General features: G+C 71.8%; 18 protein-coding genes and 1 pseudogene. 5 read left to right on the top strand and 14 right to left on the bottom strand.

The window, feature by feature from the left end:
* Positions 1-31: 31 nt before the first annotated feature.
* The gene (locus ACYVMZ_RS31325; RefSeq protein WP_461085641.1) at positions 32-673 is read right to left on the bottom strand and encodes a LysM peptidoglycan-binding domain-containing protein; all 642 of its coding nucleotides are present in this window, start codon (positions 671-673) and stop codon (positions 32-34) included.
* 537 nt (positions 674-1,210) lie between these two features.
* Here ACYVMZ_RS31325 and ACYVMZ_RS31320 point away from each other — a divergent pair.
* Positions 1,211-1,993 (top strand): hypothetical protein, encoded by a 783-nt coding sequence (locus tag ACYVMZ_RS31320; protein ID WP_461085639.1) that lies wholly within the window; start codon positions 1,211-1,213, stop codon positions 1,991-1,993.
* Between the two features lie 156 nt (positions 1,994-2,149).
* On the top strand, positions 2,150-2,551 hold the full coding sequence (locus tag ACYVMZ_RS31315; RefSeq protein WP_461085637.1) for a hypothetical protein: 402 nt from the start codon (positions 2,150-2,152) through the stop codon (positions 2,549-2,551).
* 68 nt (positions 2,552-2,619) lie between these two features.
* Here ACYVMZ_RS31315 and der read toward each other — a convergent pair whose 3' ends face one another.
* The 5 genes from der to aroH all read right to left on the bottom strand — a co-directional run bounded on the left by der (position 2,620) and on the right by aroH (position 7,140).
* Positions 2,620-4,113 (bottom strand): ribosome biogenesis GTPase Der, encoded by a 1,494-nt coding sequence (gene der / locus ACYVMZ_RS31310; protein WP_461085635.1) that lies wholly within the window; start codon positions 4,111-4,113, stop codon positions 2,620-2,622.
* Between the two features lie 114 nt (positions 4,114-4,227).
* Positions 4,228-4,962, bottom strand: coding sequence for a lysophospholipid acyltransferase family protein (locus ACYVMZ_RS31305; protein ID WP_461085633.1), 735 nt, complete (start codon positions 4,960-4,962; stop codon positions 4,228-4,230).
* Positions 4,920-5,606: a (d)CMP kinase gene (gene cmk / locus ACYVMZ_RS31300; protein WP_461085631.1), complete on the bottom strand. Its 687-nt coding sequence runs from the start codon at positions 5,604-5,606 to the stop codon at positions 4,920-4,922. Before cmk ends, ACYVMZ_RS31305 begins: the two co-directional genes overlap by 43 nt.
* Before the next feature lie 89 nt (positions 5,607-5,695).
* On the bottom strand, positions 5,696-6,781 hold the full coding sequence (locus tag ACYVMZ_RS31295) for a prephenate dehydrogenase (protein WP_461085629.1): 1,086 nt from the start codon (positions 6,779-6,781) through the stop codon (positions 5,696-5,698).
* Positions 6,778-7,140 (bottom strand): chorismate mutase, encoded by a 363-nt coding sequence (gene aroH, locus ACYVMZ_RS31290; RefSeq protein ID WP_461085627.1) that lies wholly within the window; start codon positions 7,138-7,140, stop codon positions 6,778-6,780. The genes ACYVMZ_RS31295 and aroH overlap by 4 nt, the downstream gene beginning before the upstream one ends.
* 115 nt (positions 7,141-7,255) lie before the next feature.
* On the opposite strand from aroH, the pseudogene ACYVMZ_RS31285 reads away from it, so the two are divergent.
* From ACYVMZ_RS31285 to ACYVMZ_RS31275, 3 genes and pseudogenes are all read left to right on the top strand, one after another.
* Positions 7,256-7,503: pseudogene (locus ACYVMZ_RS31285) on the top strand (DUF6529 family protein); the annotation flags it as partial.
* Positions 7,500-7,904, top strand: coding sequence for a Rieske (2Fe-2S) protein (locus ACYVMZ_RS31280; protein ID WP_461085625.1), 405 nt, complete (start codon positions 7,500-7,502; stop codon positions 7,902-7,904). The pseudogene ACYVMZ_RS31285 and the gene ACYVMZ_RS31280, both read left to right, overlap by 4 nt.
* Before the next feature lie 22 nt (positions 7,905-7,926).
* The gene (locus ACYVMZ_RS31275; protein ID WP_461085623.1) at positions 7,927-8,682 is read left to right on the top strand and encodes a nucleotidyltransferase domain-containing protein; all 756 of its coding nucleotides are present in this window, start codon (positions 7,927-7,929) and stop codon (positions 8,680-8,682) included.
* A gap of 33 nt (positions 8,683-8,715) precedes the next feature.
* On the opposite strand, the gene ACYVMZ_RS31270 is transcribed toward ACYVMZ_RS31275, so the two are convergent.
* The 8 genes from ACYVMZ_RS31270 to ald form a co-directional block, all read right to left on the bottom strand.
* Positions 8,716-9,735: an ADP-ribosylglycohydrolase family protein gene (locus ACYVMZ_RS31270; protein ID WP_461085621.1), complete on the bottom strand. Its 1,020-nt coding sequence runs from the start codon at positions 9,733-9,735 to the stop codon at positions 8,716-8,718.
* On the bottom strand, positions 9,732-10,451 hold the full coding sequence (locus ACYVMZ_RS31265; RefSeq protein WP_461085619.1) for an NUDIX hydrolase: 720 nt from the start codon (positions 10,449-10,451) through the stop codon (positions 9,732-9,734). The genes ACYVMZ_RS31270 and ACYVMZ_RS31265 overlap by 4 nt, the downstream gene beginning before the upstream one ends.
* Positions 10,452-10,550: 99 nt before the next feature.
* Complete coding sequence (locus ACYVMZ_RS31260) at positions 10,551-11,615, bottom strand: pseudouridine synthase (RefSeq protein ID WP_461085616.1); 1,065 nt, start codon at positions 11,613-11,615, stop codon at positions 10,551-10,553.
* Entirely contained in the window at positions 11,615-12,337 is a 723-nt protein-coding gene (gene scpB, locus ACYVMZ_RS31255) for an SMC-Scp complex subunit ScpB (protein WP_461085614.1), read from the bottom strand. The genes ACYVMZ_RS31260 and scpB overlap by 1 nt, the downstream gene beginning before the upstream one ends.
* Positions 12,334-13,605, bottom strand: a complete 1,272-nt coding sequence (locus ACYVMZ_RS31250; RefSeq protein ID WP_461085612.1) for a segregation and condensation protein A — start codon at positions 13,603-13,605, stop codon at positions 12,334-12,336. The genes scpB and ACYVMZ_RS31250 overlap by 4 nt, the downstream gene beginning before the upstream one ends.
* An 18-nt stretch (positions 13,606-13,623) precedes the next feature.
* The gene (locus ACYVMZ_RS31245) at positions 13,624-14,217 is read right to left on the bottom strand and encodes a hypothetical protein (RefSeq protein WP_461085610.1); all 594 of its coding nucleotides are present in this window, start codon (positions 14,215-14,217) and stop codon (positions 13,624-13,626) included.
* Positions 14,202-15,338: a ParA family protein gene (locus ACYVMZ_RS31240; RefSeq protein ID WP_461085608.1), complete on the bottom strand. Its 1,137-nt coding sequence runs from the start codon at positions 15,336-15,338 to the stop codon at positions 14,202-14,204. The genes ACYVMZ_RS31245 and ACYVMZ_RS31240 overlap by 16 nt, the downstream gene beginning before the upstream one ends.
* 424 nt (positions 15,339-15,762) lie before the next feature.
* The gene (gene ald, locus ACYVMZ_RS31235; RefSeq protein WP_461085736.1) at positions 15,763-16,878 is read right to left on the bottom strand and encodes an alanine dehydrogenase; all 1,116 of its coding nucleotides are present in this window, start codon (positions 16,876-16,878) and stop codon (positions 15,763-15,765) included.
* Positions 16,879-17,017 lie beyond the last annotated feature (139 nt).

Genomic DNA, 17,017 nt, shown 5'->3' with positions numbered 1-17,017 from the left:
GGGGCCCCTGCCCCGGGCGAGGGGAAGCGGCTCAGATCTCGAGGCGCTGGCCGGGCACGATCATGTCGGGGTCACCTCCGATGACCGCCTTGTTGGCGGCGTAGAGACGCTCCCAGCTGATCCCGTGCCGGGCGGCGATGCCGCTCAGGGTGTCTCCCTCACGGACGGTGTAGTCGCCGCGGGACGAGCTGCGGTCGGTGTGGGCGGCCGAACGCGTCGGTGCCTTCGCCGGGGCTGCCTTCCTGGGGGCCGGCTCGGGCGCCGACTCGGCGGCGGGAGCAGCCGGTGCGCTCCCGTAGGCCCCGGCGCGCGCCGAGCAGGTCGGCCAGGCGCCCCATCCCTGGGCCCGCTGGACCTTGGTGGCGACGGCGATCTGCTGGTCCTTGGTCGCCTGGTCGGCGGTCGGCGCGTAGGCCGTACCGCCGTACGCGCGCCAGGTGGAGGCGGAGAACTGGAGTCCGCCGTAGTAGCCATTGCCGGTGTTGATGTGCCATTTGCCGCCGCTCTCGCACTGGGCGATGCGGTCCCACACTGCGCCGTCCGCCGCCGCGGCGTTGCCGGTCGCGGCCAGCAGCCCGAGGGGCGCGAGCAGTGCCGCCCCGGCGAGGACCGCCGTCGTACGAACCTGGGTCTTCCGAGCGTTGTCGCACGTGTTATCGGCACATTCGGACATGTAGTTCCCTCTCGAACAACTCGGGGTCCCCCGAGGCGGAACGCCACTCGACGCGCTTGGACGCGTGAGTCGCGCTCGCCCCGTCCGCCGGAGCTCGTGCTTGCGGCTGGCTGTGGTGCGGCCGGCGGACGTACCCGAGCGGTGCTCGTTGCACACGGCGGAGGAATGTAAGGACGGCGTCCGGCCGGTATCAAGCAACTCCTTGTCATGCGAGGCCAGTTCGCCATTACCGCCGGTATCAGCGATTTTTGGACACCCACTTCATTCGCCGATTTCAGGATTTGTCGACCAGCGGGTTCGGCGATCTGTGACCCACTTCACCTTCCCAACGCCGTTGGCAGCACAACGAGTTGACGATGAGTATCCGATTCCGCATCGGACGTGACCCTGCGCGCAGGATGGTTCGATTCCGTTCGCCATGGGGCGTGACTCCCGCCACAGATCGCCCGTTGTCTTCTTCATGAGCCGGGGACCCGCCCGGACCACGGGCCGGGAGCCACCCGGCCTCGCCACGCACCGCATCCCGAGGAGCCACCCGTGCCGCGCATGCTCGACGTCAGCGACGAGGTACGCGCCGAGATCGGCGACGAAGAAGCCGACCGCCTGCTCGCCGGAGAGAGTGCCCCGGGCAGTTACGACTGCACGTCCTGCCGCACTCCGGGCGATTCCGAGCAGGAGCTGACCAGCACCGTCCTGTTCATCGGGGACGAGACCGCCGTCCTCGCCTTCGCCCACGCCGGCTGCCTGCCCTCCCAGGTCGTCAAGGTCACCGAGGAACAGCTCCAGGGCGCCGTGAGGTCCATCTCCGGAGACACCGTCGACCTGGAGCCCGACAAGGTCGTGCCCGAGCAGGCCGTGCTCGGAGTGACCAGCGGACTCGTCCTGATCGCCGGGGAGCTGCACCCGGCCCTGGTCGTGGAGCCGACCTCGGCCATCGCGCGCCCCGGCGCGACCGGCGGCGGCGACGAATTCCTGCCGCTGCTCATCGAGCAGGGCTTCATGCCCCTGTCCGAGCTGTCCGCCGTGCCCCCCGTGCTGCACGGCTGGTCGGTGCTGCTCGCCGTGGGCCGACTGCACGCCGTGCTGCAGCCCGGCGCCAACGGCGGACAGCCGGTGGCCTGGTGGCAGGCGCACCAGCCGCTGCAGGTCACGGACGGCTGGCGGACGGCCGCGAACAAGCATCAGCAGGTGCTGATGCTCGCGGCGCCGGTGGGGTCGATCGGGCGGCAGCCGCGGGAGGATCTGCTGCGGGACGCGTTGGACAAGGCCGCGGCGAACGGGAAGTTGGTCGGGGCGGCGCTGCCGCTTGCCGGGACGTGAGCGCCGAAGAACTCGGGAGCTGACCGTTGTTCGGCGGCTGCGGGTCCTGTGTGGTCGAGCGCGCCGACGCGGCGGAGCCGCATGTCGACACAGCACCGCACCCCTTAAGGCGGTGTCCAGCCGCATCTCTTCAGGATCGGGATCGTTTGGACATACGTGCACGCATACGACGTTCCCCGCCGCCAGTCCTTCGCGCCGGCACCTCCCGCGCGACCGGCTCAGGACTCCCAGGGTGGCCCCTCGGCCACGCCGATCTACGACGCGCTCTATGCCGAGTACCTCAAGTCCTTCCGTGCGCTGCCGGGCGACCGCAGCGGCGAGGAGAAGCTGGGCTTCACCGCCTTCGGGAACACCCCGCACAGCACGGGCTCGTACGGCGGCCACGGCTCGGAGTCGTACAGCGGCTCATACAGCGCCTACAGCGCGGGGGCCCAGAGCGCGCGGCACGGCGGGCAGCAGCAGCCACAGTGGCAGCGGGTCGGGACGATCGGCCCGCAGGGCACCGGGATGCACCATGTCCCGGCCGCGCTGCCGCCGGCGAGGCGCGGCGGCCTCTGACCGAGCGTCAAAGAGGGCAAAGGGAGAAGGGCGACCCCACCGGGGCCGCCCTTCTGCTGCTTCTTCTGCTACTTCTTCTTCGCGCCGCGCTTCTCGCGCACCCGCACCGAGATGTGGATCGGCGTCCCCTCGAAGCCGAACTCCTCGCGCAGCCGGCGCTCGATGAAGCGCCGGTAGCCCGCCTCGATGAAGCCGGAGGCGAAGAGGACGAACCGCGGCGGCCTGGTGCCCGCCTGGGTGCCGAAGAGGATGCGCGGCTGCTTGCCGCCCCGGATCGGGTGCGGGTGGGCGGCGACCAGCTCACCGAGGAAGGCGTTCAGCCGGCCCGTCGGGACACGGGTCTCCCAGCCCGCGAGGGCCGTCTCGATCGCCGGGACCAGCTTCTCCATGTGCCGCCCGGTGCGCGCCGAGACGTTCACCCGGGGCGCCCACGTCACCTGGCCGAGCTCGGTCTCGATCTCCCGCTCCAGGTAGAAGCGGCGTTCCTCGTCGAGGGTGTCCCACTTGTTGAACGCGAGGACGAGCGCGCGGCCCGCCTCGACGGCCATGGTGATGATGCGCTGGTCCTGGACGGAGATCGACTCTGAGGCGTCGATCAGGACGACCGCCACCTCGGCCTTCTCCACCGCCGCCGCGGTGCGCAGGGAGGCGTAGTAGTCGGCGCCCTGCTGGAGGTGGACCCGCTTGCGGATGCCTGCCGTGTCGACGAACTTCCAGGTCTTGCCGCCGAGTTCGATCAGCTCGTCCACCGGGTCGCGGGTGGTGCCCGCGATCTCGTTGACGACGACGCGCTCCTCGCCGGCCACCTTGTTCAGCAGCGAGGACTTGCCGACGTTCGGGCGGCCGATGAGGGCTACGCGGCGCGGGCCGCCGACGGCCGTGCCGAAGGTCTGGGCCGGGGCGTCCGGCAGGACCTCCAGGACACGGTCGAGCATGTCGCCGGTGCCGCGGCCGTGCAGCGCCGAGACCGGGTACGGCTCCCCCAGCCCCAGCGACCACAGGTACGCCGCGTCGGCCTCGCCGCTCGGGCCGTCCACCTTGTTGGCGCACAGCACGACCGGCTTGCCGGCCTTGCGGAGCAGCCGTACGACCGCCTCGTCGGTGTCGGTGGCGCCGACCTTGGCGTCGACGACGAAGACCACCGCGTCGGCGGCCTCGATGGCGTACTCGGCCTGCGCGGCCACGGAGGCGTCGATGCCGAGGACGTCCTGCTCCCAGCCGCCGGTGTCGACGACCTTGAAGCGGCGCCCGGCCCACTCGGCCTCGTACGTGACGCGGTCGCGGGTGACGCCCGGCTTGTCCTCGACGACCGCCTCGCGGCGGCCGATGATGCGGTTCACCAGAGTCGACTTGCCGACATTGGGGCGGCCGACGACGGCGAGGACCGGCAGCGGGCCGTGCCCGGCCGCCTCGATCGCGCCCTCGACGTCCTCGAGGTCGAAGCCCTCTTCCGCCGCGAGCTCCATGAACTCCGCGTACTCGACGTCGCCGAGCGCCCCGTGGTCGTGCTCGTGCGCGCCCTCGTACGCGTCCGAGCCGTCGGGCTGGATGTCGTCGTTCATGAAGTCCGTACCTCGTCGTTCATCGTGGTGGTCGGTGGGCCGCCCCGGTCCGGGTTGATCCACTACTCAGTGTCGCCCGGCGCCCGGTCGGCCGCCCGGCGTTTTCCGGGGCCGTCAGACGCCCGGGTCCGGCCGGCGGCCGGTCAGCCGTCTGGCCTGCTCCAGGTGCGCGGTGAGCTGCTTCTGGATCCGCTCGGTCGCCTCGTCCAGCGCCGTGCGGGTACGCCGTCCGCTGCCGTCGCCCGCCTCGAAGGGGTCGCCGAAGACGACGTCGACACGGGAGCGCAGCGGGGGCAGCCCCTTTATCAACCGCCCGCGCCGCGCCGTATTCCCCCGCCCATCCCGCCCAGCCGTCCCCAGTACGGCGACCGGGACTATGGGCGCGCCACTGCGTACGGCGAAGTACGCGAGCCCGGCGCGCAGCGAGGCGAAGTCGCCCTCGCCGCGGGTGCCCTCGGGAAATATGCCGAGCACCCCGCCGTTCTGCAGCACGCCCAGCGCGCGGGTGATCGCCGTGCGGTCGGTGGTCTCGCGGTCCACCTTCAGCTGGCCGATGGCGGTCAGGAACGGGTCGAGCGGGCCGACGAACGCCTCCTTCTTGACCAGGAAGTGCGTCGGCCGGGGCGCCACGCCCATGACCATCGGGCCGTCGATGTTGTGGGAGTGGTTGACAGCGAGGATCACCGGGCCGGCCGCGGGCACCTTCCAGGCGCCGAGCACGCGCGGCTTCCACAGCCCGTACATCAGGCCGACGCCGATGCGCCGCCCGACGTCGGCACCCCGCTGCGAAGGCACGGACGGCGAGGTCACTTCCCGGCCCGCTTCTCCTCGACGAGGGTGACGACGCACTCGATGACCTGCGCCAGCGTCAGGTCGGTGGTGTCCACCTCGACGGCGTCGTCGGCCTTGGCGAGCGGCGAGGTCTTGCGGCTGGAGTCGGCCGCGTCCCGCTTCATCAGCGCCTCGCGGGTGGTGTGCACGTCGGCGCCCTTCAGCTCACCGCTGCGGCGGGCGGCGCGGGCCTCCGGGGAGGCGGTGAGGAAGATCTTGAGGTCGGCGTCGGGCAGCACGGTCGTACCGATGTCGCGGCCCTCGACGACGATGCCGGTGGCCGCGCTCGCCGCGATGGAGCGCTGCAGCTCGGTGATCCGGGCGCGCACCTCGGGCACCGCGCTGACGGCGCTGACCCTGGAGGTGACCTCCTGGGTGCGGATCGGGCCGGCGACGTCGACACCGTCGACCGTGATGGTCGGGTTGCGCGGGTCGGTGCCGGAGACGATCTCCGGCTTGCCGGCCGCGGCGGCGATCGCGGCCGGGTCGTCGATGTCTATGCCGTTGCTCACCATCCACCAGGTGATCGCCCGGTACTGGGCGCCGGTGTCCAGGTAGCTCAGGCCGAGCTGCGCCGCCACGGCCTTCGACGTGCTCGACTTGCCCGTGCCGGAGGGGCCGTCGATGGCGACAATCACGGGCTGGGCGGCGCCGTTTTCCACAGCGGGACACCTTCCTGGTGCGAGGTGGTGGGCAGAGTGCGGGACGCGAGGGCGCCCCGCACAAGGTTACTGGCTCCCCAGCGGCCGTTTTACTGGCGGACCGCCCAGCCCCGCTCCCGCAGCGCCGAGGTCAGCACCGGCACCGCCTTCGGCTCGACCATGAGCTGCACCAGACCGGCCTGCTGCCCGGTGGCGTGCTCGATGCGGACGTCCTCGATGTTGACCCCGGCCATCCCCGCGTCCGCGAAGATGCGGGCCAGCTGCCCGGGCTGGTCGTCGATGAGGACGGCCACCGTCTCGTAGGCCCGCGGGGCGGACCCGTGCTTGCCGGGGACGCGGACCTGGCCGGCGTTGCCGCGGCGCAGGACGTCCTCGATGCCGGCGGTGCCCTCGCGGCGCTTGTCCTCGTCGGAGGACTGCAGGGCGCGCAGGGCCCGTACGGTCTCCTCCAGGTCGGCGGCGACGTCCCCGAGCAGGTCGGCGACCGGCCCGGGGTTCGCGGAGAGGATGTCGATCCACATTCCGGGGTCGGAGGCGGCGATCCGGGTCACGTCGCGGATGCCCTGCCCGCACAGCCGTACGGCGGCCTCCTCGGCGTGCTCCAGGCGTGCGGCGACCATGCTGGAGACCAGGTGGGGCATGTGGGAGACGAGGGCGACGGCACGGTCGTGGGCGTCGGCGTCCATGACGACCGGCACGGCCCGGCAGTGCGAGACCAGCTCCAGGGCGAGGTTCAGCACCTCGGTGTCGGTGTCCCGGGTCGGGGTCAGCACCCAGGGGCGGCCCTCGAAGAGGTCGGCGGTGGCGGCCAGCGGGCCGGACTTCTCGCGGCCGGACATGGGGTGGGTGCCGATGTACGACGCGAGGTCCAGGCCGTGCGCCTCCAGCTCGCGGCGCGGGCCGCCCTTGACGCTGGCGACGTCCGCGTAGCCGCGGGCCACGCCCCGGCGCATGGCGTCGGCGAGCACGTCGGCCACGTGCGCGGGCGGGGCGGCGACGAGCGCCAGGTCGACGGGCCCGTCGGGGGCCTCGTCCGTGCCGGCGCCGAGCGCGGCCGCCGTACGGGCCTGCTCCGGGTCGTGGTCGGCGAGGTGGACGACCACGCCCCGCTGGGTGAGGGCAAGGGCGGCGGACGTGCCGATGAGGCCGGTGCCGATGACGAGTGCGGTTCTCACTGGGCGATGTCCTTGCGCAGGGCGGCCGCGGTGCCGAGGTAGACGTGCGCGATGTCGGCGCGGGGCTTGTCGGACTCGATGTGCGCGAGGACCCGGACGACGCGGGGCATCGCGCCGGCGATGTCCAGTTCCTGGGCGCAGATCAGGGGCACGTCGACGATGCCGAGCTTGCGGGCGGCGGCCGCCGGGAAGTCGCTGTGCAGGTCGGGCGTGGCCGTGAACCAGATGCTGATCAGGTCGTCCGCTGTCAGCCCGTTGCGCTCCAGGATGGCCGTGAGCAGGGCCCCGACCTGCTCGTCCATGTGGCCGGCCTCGTCCCGCTCCAGTTGGACGGCGCCCCGGACCGCTCGTACCGCCACGGCGATGCTCCTTGCTGACGTGCTTGTCTGCTGCCTGTCCGTCCAGCCTAGTCAGCCCGCGTCGTGCGGGTATGTGGCGCCCGCCCGGTGAGACGGCGCGGCCTGGCACGCACCCGCACTGCCGGTGGCGGTGCGCGGCCTGTACGCGCCGGACCACCAGGCATCCCAAACGCGCGTTTTGTGGCGCTCTCTCCCGGCTTGCTTCTCCTTCGGCTCTTTCAGTGCCAAGATGCTGCTGCTCCTCTCGGAGCGACTGCCCGGCCGGCTGCCGCCGCTCGTCGGCGGCTGGTCCGCACCGTCCTCACCTTCATCCGGCTGACCTCGGCCCTCTGGTTCTTCCGCACCTTCGGAGTGACGACATGACCCACAGCGCGACGCGACGCACGGTTCTGCTCGCGGCAGGCGCGACCGCGCTGACCGCGGGCTGCGGCGCGAACGGCGACGACGGGGGCGAGAGCTCACCGCAGGCCACCGCCGGGCAGGAGCTGGCCTCGACCGGCGACATCCCGGTCGGCGGCGGCACGGTCTTCCAGGACGAGAAGATCGTCGTGACCCAGCCCGAACAGGGCGAGTTCAAGGCGTTCTCGGCGATCTGCACCCACCAGAACTGCCTCGTCGCCGACGTCACCGACGGCACCATCAACTGCACGTGCCACGGCAGCAGGTTCCGCGTCGCCGACGGCTCGGTGGCCGAGGGACCGGCGACCAGGCCGCTGCCCGAGGAGCGGATCACCGTGGACGGAAATTCGATCCGCCTGGCGTGAGGCGCCGCGTACGCTCCCGGGCATGCGCCCCGAGACACCCGAGACCCTGGTACGCGACCGCACGATCTACGCCTGTGTGACGGGCTCGCGCGCCTTCGGTCTGGCGACGGACGGCAGCGACACGGACCGCCGGGGCGTGTTCCTCGCGCCGACGCCCCTGTTCTGGCGTTTCGACAAGCCGCCGACGCACGTCGAGGGCCCGGCCGAGGAGCAGTTCAGCTGGGAGCTGGAACGCTTCTGCGAGCTGGCCCTGCGCGCCAACCCGAACATCCTGGAGTGCCTGCACTCCCCGCTCGTGGAGTACGCCGACGACACCGGCCGTGAACTGCTCGCCCTGCGCGAGGCGTTCCTCTCCCGCCGGGCCCACGAGACGTTCACGCGCTACGCGCACGGCCAGCGGCGCAAGCTGGACGCCGACGTCCGCACGCACGGCGCCCCGCGCTGGAAGCACGCCATGCACCTGCTGCGCCTGCTGATGAGCGCCCGCGACCTGCTGCGCACCGGCAGGCTCACCGTCGACGTCGGCGACCAGCGCGAGCCGCTGCTCGCGGTGAAGCGCGGCGAAGTCCCGTGGTCTCAGGTCGACGCCTGGATGACCCGCCTGGCGGCGGAGGCCGAGGAGGCCGCCCACCGCAGCCCGCTCCCGGCTGAACCGGACCGGCGGCGCGTGGAGGACTTCCTCGCCCGCGTCCGCCGGGCCTCAGCGCTCCAGGCGGAGGCGTACGACGAGGCCGTGCAGGGCACCGCCGTACGCGCCGGGGGCGTCGGGCAGTTGTGAGGCGGCCCGCGCATCAGCGGGCGCGCGCCCCGCTCAGGCGTCCCACAGCGCCCCGAGCGTCAGCAGGTCGCCCCGGTACTCGACGCGGTCTGCCCACTCGGTCGGCCACGCCTCCGCGCCCAGGTAGGCGCCCGCGAAGGCGCCGGCCAGGCAGGCGATGGAGTCCGAGTCGCCGGAGGAGCAGGCGGCGCGGCGCAGGGCGGTGACCGGTTCGTCGACGAAGAGCAGGAAGCACAGCAGCCCGGTGGCCAGGGCCTCCTCGGCGATCCAGCCCGCGCCGGTGGCCAGGCAGGGGTCGGTCTCGGGCGAGACGGTCCTGACGGCCTCCTGAAGGCGCTCCAGGATCGCCAGGCACTCGTCCCAGCCGCGCGCGATGAACTGCTCCGGGGCGGGGTCCTGGGCGCGGGTCCACAGGTCGCCGAGCCAGCGGTGGTGGTAGCGGGAGCGGTTCTCCAGGGCGTACGAGCGGAGCAGGCCGATCAGCCCGGCCGGCTCGGCGCCCTGCGCGAGCAGCCGTACGGCGTGCGCGGTGAGGTCGGAGGCGGCGAGCGCGGTCGGGTGCCCGTGCGTCAGCGCGGACTGCAACTGGGCGGCGCCCGCGCGCTGTTCGTCGCTCAGCCCGGGGATCAGCCCGATCGGCGCCACACGCATGTTGGCGCCGCAGCCCTTGGAGTGGATCTGGCTGGCGTCCTGCCAGGGCCGGTCGGCGTGCTCCAGCAGTTCGCAGGCCCGAATGCAGGTGTTGCCGGGGGCGCGGTTGTTCTCCGGGGACCGGTTCCAGGCGATGAACTCCTGCCGTACGGCCTCGGCCATCGCGTCAGGTGCGAGCACCCCGCGGTCCATCGCCGTCCGCAGCCCCCGCCCCAACGCCAGCGTCATCTGCGTGTCGTCGGTGACGACCGCCGGATCGGGCAGCTCCATCTTCCGCCACGGCCCGCACTTGGCGAGGATCGACGGCACGTCGTTGAACTCGGTCGGGAAGCCGAGGGCGTCCCCGAGTGCGAGGCCGGTGAGCGCTCCGGTGGCGGCTTGTTTGCGGACGGTGGTGGTCATGCGGGGCGTCCTTCCCGGGTCGGTCGGAGCAGGGGCGGGTGGAGGGTGGTGGCGGTGCCCGCGCGGTACAGCGCGGCCGGTTTGCCGCGCCCGCCGGTCAGCCGCGCGGCACCGGGGACGGGTTCGACGAAGCCCGGGGTGGCGAGCACCTTGCGGCGGAAGTTGGGCCGGTCGAGCGCGGTGCCCCACACGGTCTCGTAGACCTGCTGCAGCTCGCCGAGGGTGAATTCGGGCGGGCAGAAGGCGGTGGCGAGGCAGGTGCACTCGAGCTTGGCGCCGACGCGTTCGTGGGCGTCGGCCAGGATCCGGTCGTGGTCGAAGGCGAGCGGCCCGGCCGTGTCGTACGGCACCCAGCGGGCCTGCGCCGCGTCGCTGCCGCCGTACGCCTCGGGCGCGTCGGGCAGCAGCGCGGTGAAGGCGACGGACACGACCCGCATCCGGGGGTCGCGGTCGGGTTCGCTGTACGTCCGCAGCTGCTCCAGATGCAGCCCCGAGACGTCCGACAGGCCGGTCTCCTCGGCGAGTTCGCGCCGGGCGGCCGTCTCCGCGGACTCGTCCGGGTGCACGAACCCCCCGGGCAGCGCCCAGCGCCCGGCGTACGGCTCCACCCCGCGCTCGACGAGCAGCACGTGCAGCGCGCCCTCGCGGAGGGTGAACACGGCGAGGTCGACGGTGACGGCGAAGGGTTCGTAGGCGTGTTTGTCGTAGCCCGCCATGACGACCTCCACCCCCTTTTATAGTCACCACGACTATAAAAGGGGGTGGGGGTCACTCACAAGCCTCGCGGGCCCTGCGCGCTCTTGAAGAACGCTCTTTTACAGGTCGACTTCCTTCATCAGCATCCCGACCTCGGTGTTCGTCAGCCGCCGCAGCCAGCCCGACTTCTGGTCGCCCAGGGTGATCGGACCGAAGGCGGTGCGCACCAGCTTGTCGACGGGGAAGCCGGCCTCGGCCAGCATCCGGCGCACGATGTGCTTGCGGCCCTCGTGGAGGGTGACCTCCACCAGGTAGTTCTTGCCGGTCTGCTCGACGACCCGGAAGTGGTCCGCACGCGCGTACCCGTCCTCCAGCTGGATGCCGTCCTTCAGCCGCTTGCCCAGGTCGCGCGGGATGGGGCCGACGATGTGCGCGAGGTAGGTCTTCTTCACGCCGTACCTGGGGTGCGTCAGCCGGTGCGCCAGCTCACCGTGGTTGGTGAGCAGGATGACGCCCTCGGTCTCGGTGTCGAGCCGGCCGACGTGGAAGAGCCGCGTCTCACGGTTGGTGACGTAGTCGCCGAGGCACTGCCGCCCCTCGGGGTCCTCCATGGTGGAGACCACCCCGGCGGGCTTGTTCAGCGCGAAGAACTGGTAGCGCTGCGTGGCGACGGTCAGCCCGTCGACCCTGATCTCGTCCTTCTCCGGGTCGACCCGCCGCCCCTGCTCGAGAACGATCTCGCCGTTGACCTCGACGCGGGCCTGCTCGATCAGCTCCTCGCAGGCGCGCCGGGAGCCGTAGCCCGCGCGGGCGAGCACCTTCTGCAGCCGCTCGCCCTCCTGCTCGGCGCCGGGGAAGGTCTTGGGGACCTTGACCTCCTTCTTCCCCGCGTACCGCTCGCGGTTGCGCTCCTCGATCTGCGCCTCGTACTCACGGGGGCGCGCCGGGGCCGTACGCCCGCGCTGCTGGGGCTTCTTGGGCGCGCCCTTGGCCCCGCCGCGCGCCGCGCCGCCGCGGCCGGCCTTGGGGCCGTCCTTCGTGGCCCCGGGGCCCACGTCGTAGCGGCGCTCCTCGGGGCGGGGCTTGCGGGGGCGGCCCTGCCCCTGCTTCTGGTCCCTGTCGTTGCCGGCGCCGCGGTGATTGCCGCGCCCGCCGTGTCCGCCGTTCCTGCCGCTGCTTCGCATCAAAGTTCCGTCTGGTCGTCTACGTCGTCGGTTCCCGGGTTCACCGGGGCGCCCGGCGCGTCGTCATCAGGCGCGTCCGGGTCGAACGACGGTACGCCCTCCTGGGTCTCGGCCTCGATCGCCTCCGCCTCCGGGAGGAAGGGCGCGAGCTCCGGGAGCTCGTCCAGACCGCGCAGGCCCATCCGTTCCAGGAAGTAGTTCGTCGTCCTGTACAGGATCGCACCTGTTTCGGGTTCCGTGCCCGCCTCCTCGACCAGACCCCGCTGGAGGAGGGTGCGCATGACGCCGTCACAGTTGACTCCGCGCACCGCCGAGACCCGGCTGCGGCTGACCGGCTGGCGGTAGGCGACGACCGCGAGCGTCTCCAGCGCGGCCTGGGTGAGCCGGGCCGTCTGGCCGTCCAGCACGAGGCGCTCGACGGCGGCGGCGTACGCGGAGCGCGTGTAGAACCGCCAGCCGCCCGCGACGAACCGCAGCTCGAAGCCGCGCCCCTGCACGGTGTACTCGTCGGCCAGCTCCCGCAGGGCGTCCGCGACCTGCCGCTTCGGCCGCTCCAGTATCTTCGCGAGATGCTCCTCGGTCGCGGGCTCGTCCACGACCATGAGCATCGCCTCCAGGGCGGGCTTGAGATCGAGGCCGGCGACGGTGCGCGGCCCGGCCGGGACGTCGGTGGCGTCCGTGACGTCGGTGACATCGGTGGCGTCGATGGTGTCCTCGCTCACGCCTTCTTCTCCTCCTTCGGCGGCTCGGGCGGCCGGTCGAACTCGTCCGTGACCGTCGGCGTCTCGTCCCCGTCCCCGCCGGTCCAGCGCACGGTCAACTCACCGAGCGCGGTCTCCTGCTCCAGCGCCACGGCCTTCTCGCGGTACAGCTCCAGCAGCGCCAGGAACCGGGCCACGACGGTCAGGGTGTCGTCGGTGTCCGCCACGAGCGTGCGGAAGCTGGCCTCGCCGAGCTCCCGCAGCCGCGCGACGACGATCCCGGCCTGCTCCTGCACGCTGACCAGCGGGGCGTGGATGTGGTCGACGTACACCTGCGGCTTGGGCTTGGGCTGCATCGCCTTGACGGCCAGCTTGGCGAAGCCCTCCGGCCCGATGCTGATGACGACCTCGGGCAGCAGCTCGGCATGGTGGGGTTCGAGGCCGACGGTACGGGGGTAGCGCCGGGCCTCGTCGTCGAGCCGCCCGCTGAAGATCTCCGCGATCTGCTTGTACGCGCGGTACTGGAGCAGGCGGGCGAACAGCAGGTCCCGGGCCTCCAGGAGCGCGAGGTCGGCCTCGTCCTCCACCTCGGCGGCGGGCAGCAGCCGCGCGGCCTTGAGGTCGAGCAGGGTGGCGGCGACGACCAGGAACTCGGTCGTCTCGTCCAGATCCCAGTCCGGCCCCATCGCCCGGATGTACGCCATGAACTCGTCGGTCACCTTCGACAGCGCGACCTCGGTGACGTCCAGCTTGTGCTTGGAGATCAGCTGGAGCAGCAGGTCGAAGGGGCCCTCGAAGTTCGAGAGCCGCACCTTGAAGACACCGTCGTCGGCCTCCGACCCGGTCTGATCCTGCGGGGTGTGCGAGCCAGGGTCCGGCTCGTCCGAAGCCGCCCCGGGCGCGGGCGTCACCTCCGGCGCGGCGCCCGCGGACTGCGACCCGGGCGGGACGGCATGGCCCCCGTGCTCCGGTGCCGGATCGACACGCTCGGGCTCCTCTCCCGAGACCGGATCGCCGGACGCCCCCTCTTGCCCCGGAACATCGCCCCGGTGCTCCGGCTCGACCGGAACCGGAAGGTCGGCGATCCCCGGAGGCTTCGCGCCAGGCGCCGCTTCCCTCGCGGCCGAACCGGCCGCCTCCTCCACGGGAGGCTCGGGTGGCTCGGGAGGCGCGAGCGACTCGACCGGCTCAGTCGGCGAAGCCGCCGGCGGAACCCCCGGCCCCCTCCCCAGCGCACGCCGACGACCGGCCGAGCCGGAAGCGGGGACTGAGGCGCCGTTCGAGGTCATAGCCCCCGCAGGCTACCGCTACCGCCCGCGCAGCCGTCGTACGAGGATGCTGGCGTCCCCGCGGGTCTCCAGGTCGGCGAGGACGACGGCGACCGCCTCGCGGACGATCCGGCCGCGGTCGACGGCCAGCCCGTGCTCGCCGCGCAGGACGAGACGGGCGTGCTCCAGGTCCATGAGCTCCTCGGCGGACACATACACCGTGATCTTCTCGTCGTGCCGCTCGCGTCCGCTGGGGCGGCGCGTGGCCGCCCGCCCGCGCTTGCGCGGCGCGGCGGCAGCAGCGGAGGAGGATGCGGCGGCAGAACCTTCCTGCGCGGCCTGACGTCGCCCGGAGCCGGAGCGCTCGGTCGCCGCGGTGCGGCTGCGGGACTCCCCGGCCTCGGCCGGCTCCGCGTCCGCCGCGACGTGCTCCGCGCCCTCGCCGTCGCCGCCCTGCGCGGGCACCGACTGCGGCGCGTCCTCCGAGGCCGCCACGGCGTCGCCCTCCCCCGCGGGAGCGGGCACCCGGGCGTCGCCGTTGGCCTGACGCCTGGGCGTGGAGGGCTGCAGCCCCATTCCCCCTGTCGTACGGAAGAGTTCGTCGGCCCCCGGCAGACTCACTCGGCGTGACACCGGGCGAGCACCTCCCTGGCGAGCTGGCGGTAGGCGGCGGCACCGACGGAGTTGGAGGCGTACGTGGTGATCGGCTCACCGGCGACCGTGGTCTCCGGGAAGCGGACCGTGCGCCCGATGACCGTGTGGTACACGTGGTCGTCGAAGGCCTCGACGACCCGCGCGAGCACCTCGCGGCTGTGCACCGTGCGCGAGTCGTACATCGTGGCGAGGATCCCGTCGAGCTCCAGCTCCGGGTTGAGCCGTTCCTGGACCTTCTCGATGGTCTCGGTCAGCAGCGCCACACCGCGCAGTGCGAAGAACTCGCACTCGAGCGGCACGATCACCTTGTGCGCGGCCGTCAGGGCGTTGACCGTGAGCAGGCCGAGCGAGGGCTGACAGTCGATCACGATGTAGTCGTAGTCGGGCAGCAGCGGCTTCAGCGCGCGGGCCAGCGTCGACTCGCGGGCGACCTCGGAGACCAGCTGGACCTCGGCCGCCGACAGGTCGATGTTGCTGGGCAGCAGGTCCATGTTGGGGACCGCGGTCTTCAGCAGCACCTCGTCGGCCGCCATGCCCCGCTCCATGAGCAGGTTGTAGACGGTGAGGTCGAGTTCCATCGGGTTGACGCCGAGTCCGACCGACAGCGCGCCCTGCGGGTCGAAGTCCACGAGGAGGACACGGCGTCCGTACTCCGCGAGCGCGGCACCCAGGTTGATGGTCGACGTCGTCTTGCCGACGCCGCCCTTCTGGTTGCACATCGCGATGATCTTCGCGGGGCCGTGGTCGGTCAGCGGGCCCGGGATCGGGAAGTACGGCAGCGGGCGCCCGGTCGGACCGATGCGCTCGCGGCGCTGGCGGGCCGCGTCGGGCGCGAGAGTGGCCGCGTACTCGGGGTCGGGCTCGTACTCCGCGTCGGGGTCGTAGAAGTGCCCCTCGGGCAGTTCGTCGTAGTCGGCGAAGTGGTTGTGGGGCGCGCCACTTCCGTCGCCGGCCATGGCGTTCACGTGATGGCCATCCATGCTTCGGTGTGCTGGGTGAGTCACCCCTGGGCTCTGGCGACTCTGGTGGGCTGCGAAGGTGCGCACAGCGACGGAGCCGACAGCCTCGAACCCCGCGGAGCCCTGGCCCCGTGCAGGCATTCCTGGTTGACCACCCCCGGGAGTAAATGTCGACTCATTCACAAGTCGTCTTACCTCCTTGGTGACCAGGAAACTTCTAGACAGGTCAGCGTGGCACCATGCCGACGGTTGGCGACTCTATGGCGTGTCGGCGGTCCGCAGCAACACAATCCGCCGGACCCGGCCCGATGTGTCGGCAATGAAACATCCCGCTGTCAAGGGCGTACGGCCGTCGCACGGCAGGTTTCGCCGGTGTGCGAATCGGTTGAAGGGTTGCGTTCGAGGCGAGTTGCCCGAGCGGCGCGAAGTGACCATACACACACCCGGCCGGACCTTCTCGACAAGGTCCGGCCGGGTGCGCGGTGTTGACGAGCCGTGTTGACGTATCGCCTTTTGCTTACGGATGACTTGATCCTGTCGCCCCGCCGGGCAGGGAGTCGGGCGCTCAGCCGAGCAGGGAGTCGAGCTCCACGTGCTCCAGGCCGTGCGCCTCGGCGACCTCGCGGTAAACGACCTTGCCGTCATGGGTGTTGAGGCCCTTGGCCAGCGCGGGGTCGCGGCGCAGCGCCTCCACCCAGCCGCGGTCGGCGAGCTCGACGATGTACGGCAGCGTGGCGTTGGTGAGGGCGTTGGTGGAGGTGCTGGGCACCGCGCCCGGCATGTTGGCGACGCAGTAGAAGACCGAGTCGTGGACCTTGAAGGTCGGCTCGGCGTGCGTGGTGGGACGGGAGTCCTCGAAGCAGCCGCCCTGGTCGATCGCGATGTCGACAAGGACACTTCCCGGCTTCATCCGGGAGACGAGCTCGTTGGTGACCAGCTTCGGGGCCTTGGCGCCGGGGATGAGCACCGCGCCGATGACGAGGTCGGCGTCGAGGACGGCCTTCTCCAGCTCGAAGGAGTTGGACATGACGGCCTTGACCTTCGTGCCGAAGATCTTGTCCGCCTCGCGCAGCTTGTTGATGTCGCGGTCCAGCAGGGTCACGTCGAAGCCCATGCCGACGGCGATCTGGGTGGCGTTCCAGCCGGAGACGCCACCGCCGATGACGACGGCCTTGGCCGGGGTCACACCCGGGACACCGCCCGGCAGCACACCGCGGCCGCCGTTGGCGCGCATCAGGTGGTAGGCGCCGACCTGCGGGGCCAGCCGGCCCGCGACCTCGGACATGGGGGCGAGCAGCGGGAGCGCGCGGCTGGGCAGCTCGACCGTCTCGTACGCGATCGCGGTGGTGCCGGACTCCAGGAGGGCGTCCGTGCACTCCTTGGAGGCGGCCAGGTGCAGGTAGGTGAAGAGCGTCTGGTCCTTGCGGAGGCGGTGGTACTCCTCGGCGATGGGTTCCTTGACCTTCAGCAGCAGGTCGGCGGCGGCCCACACCTCGTCCGCCGTCTGAAGGATCTCGGCGCCGGCGGAGACGTACTCGTCGTCCGTGATCGAGGAGCCGACCCCGGCGCCGCGCTCGATGACGACCTGGTGGCCGTGGCGCACCAGCTCGTGCACGCCGGCGGGGGTGATGGCCACCCGGAACTCGTTGTTCTTGACCTCGCGGGGAATGCCGACCTTCACGTCGATCACGGTCCTTGGCTCAGAGGGTATGGGGGTATTACTAGACATACCCGGGCACGCGCGGGCACACCGGGAGAGACCGCAGGAGAACGTGCGGCAGAGCCAGTCTAATGAAGGTGTTCCCGCTGTCTAGCCTTTC

This window comes from Streptomyces deserti (genome assembly GCF_054782695.1).
This window is presented reverse-complemented; position numbering and strand designations above follow the sequence as displayed.

What these genes read in the sequence shown, in the direction of transcription:
- ACYVMZ_RS31325 (WP_461085641.1), bottom strand. Translation starts at nt 673, where the DNA reads ATGTCCGAATGTGCCGATAACACGTGCGACAACGCTCGGAAGACCCAG.
- der (WP_461085635.1), bottom strand. Translation starts at nt 4,113, where the DNA reads ATGAACGACGACATCCAGCCCGACGGCTCGGACGCGTACGAGGGCGCG.
- ACYVMZ_RS31280 (WP_461085625.1), top strand. Translation starts at nt 7,500, where the DNA reads ATGACCCACAGCGCGACGCGACGCACGGTTCTGCTCGCGGCAGGCGCG.
- ACYVMZ_RS31275 (WP_461085623.1), top strand. Translation starts at nt 7,927, where the DNA reads ATGCGCCCCGAGACACCCGAGACCCTGGTACGCGACCGCACGATCTAC.
- ACYVMZ_RS31270 (WP_461085621.1), bottom strand. Translation starts at nt 9,735, where the DNA reads ATGACCACCACCGTCCGCAAACAAGCCGCCACCGGAGCGCTCACCGGC.
- ACYVMZ_RS31265 (WP_461085619.1), bottom strand. Translation starts at nt 10,451, where the DNA reads ATGGCGGGCTACGACAAACACGCCTACGAACCCTTCGCCGTCACCGTC.
- ACYVMZ_RS31260 (WP_461085616.1), bottom strand. Translation starts at nt 11,615, where the DNA reads ATGCGAAGCAGCGGCAGGAACGGCGGACACGGCGGGCGCGGCAATCAC.
- ACYVMZ_RS31250 (WP_461085612.1), bottom strand. Translation starts at nt 13,605, where the DNA reads ATGACCTCGAACGGCGCCTCAGTCCCCGCTTCCGGCTCGGCCGGTCGT.
- ACYVMZ_RS31240 (WP_461085608.1), bottom strand. Translation starts at nt 15,338, where the DNA reads ATGCCTGCACGGGGCCAGGGCTCCGCGGGGTTCGAGGCTGTCGGCTCC.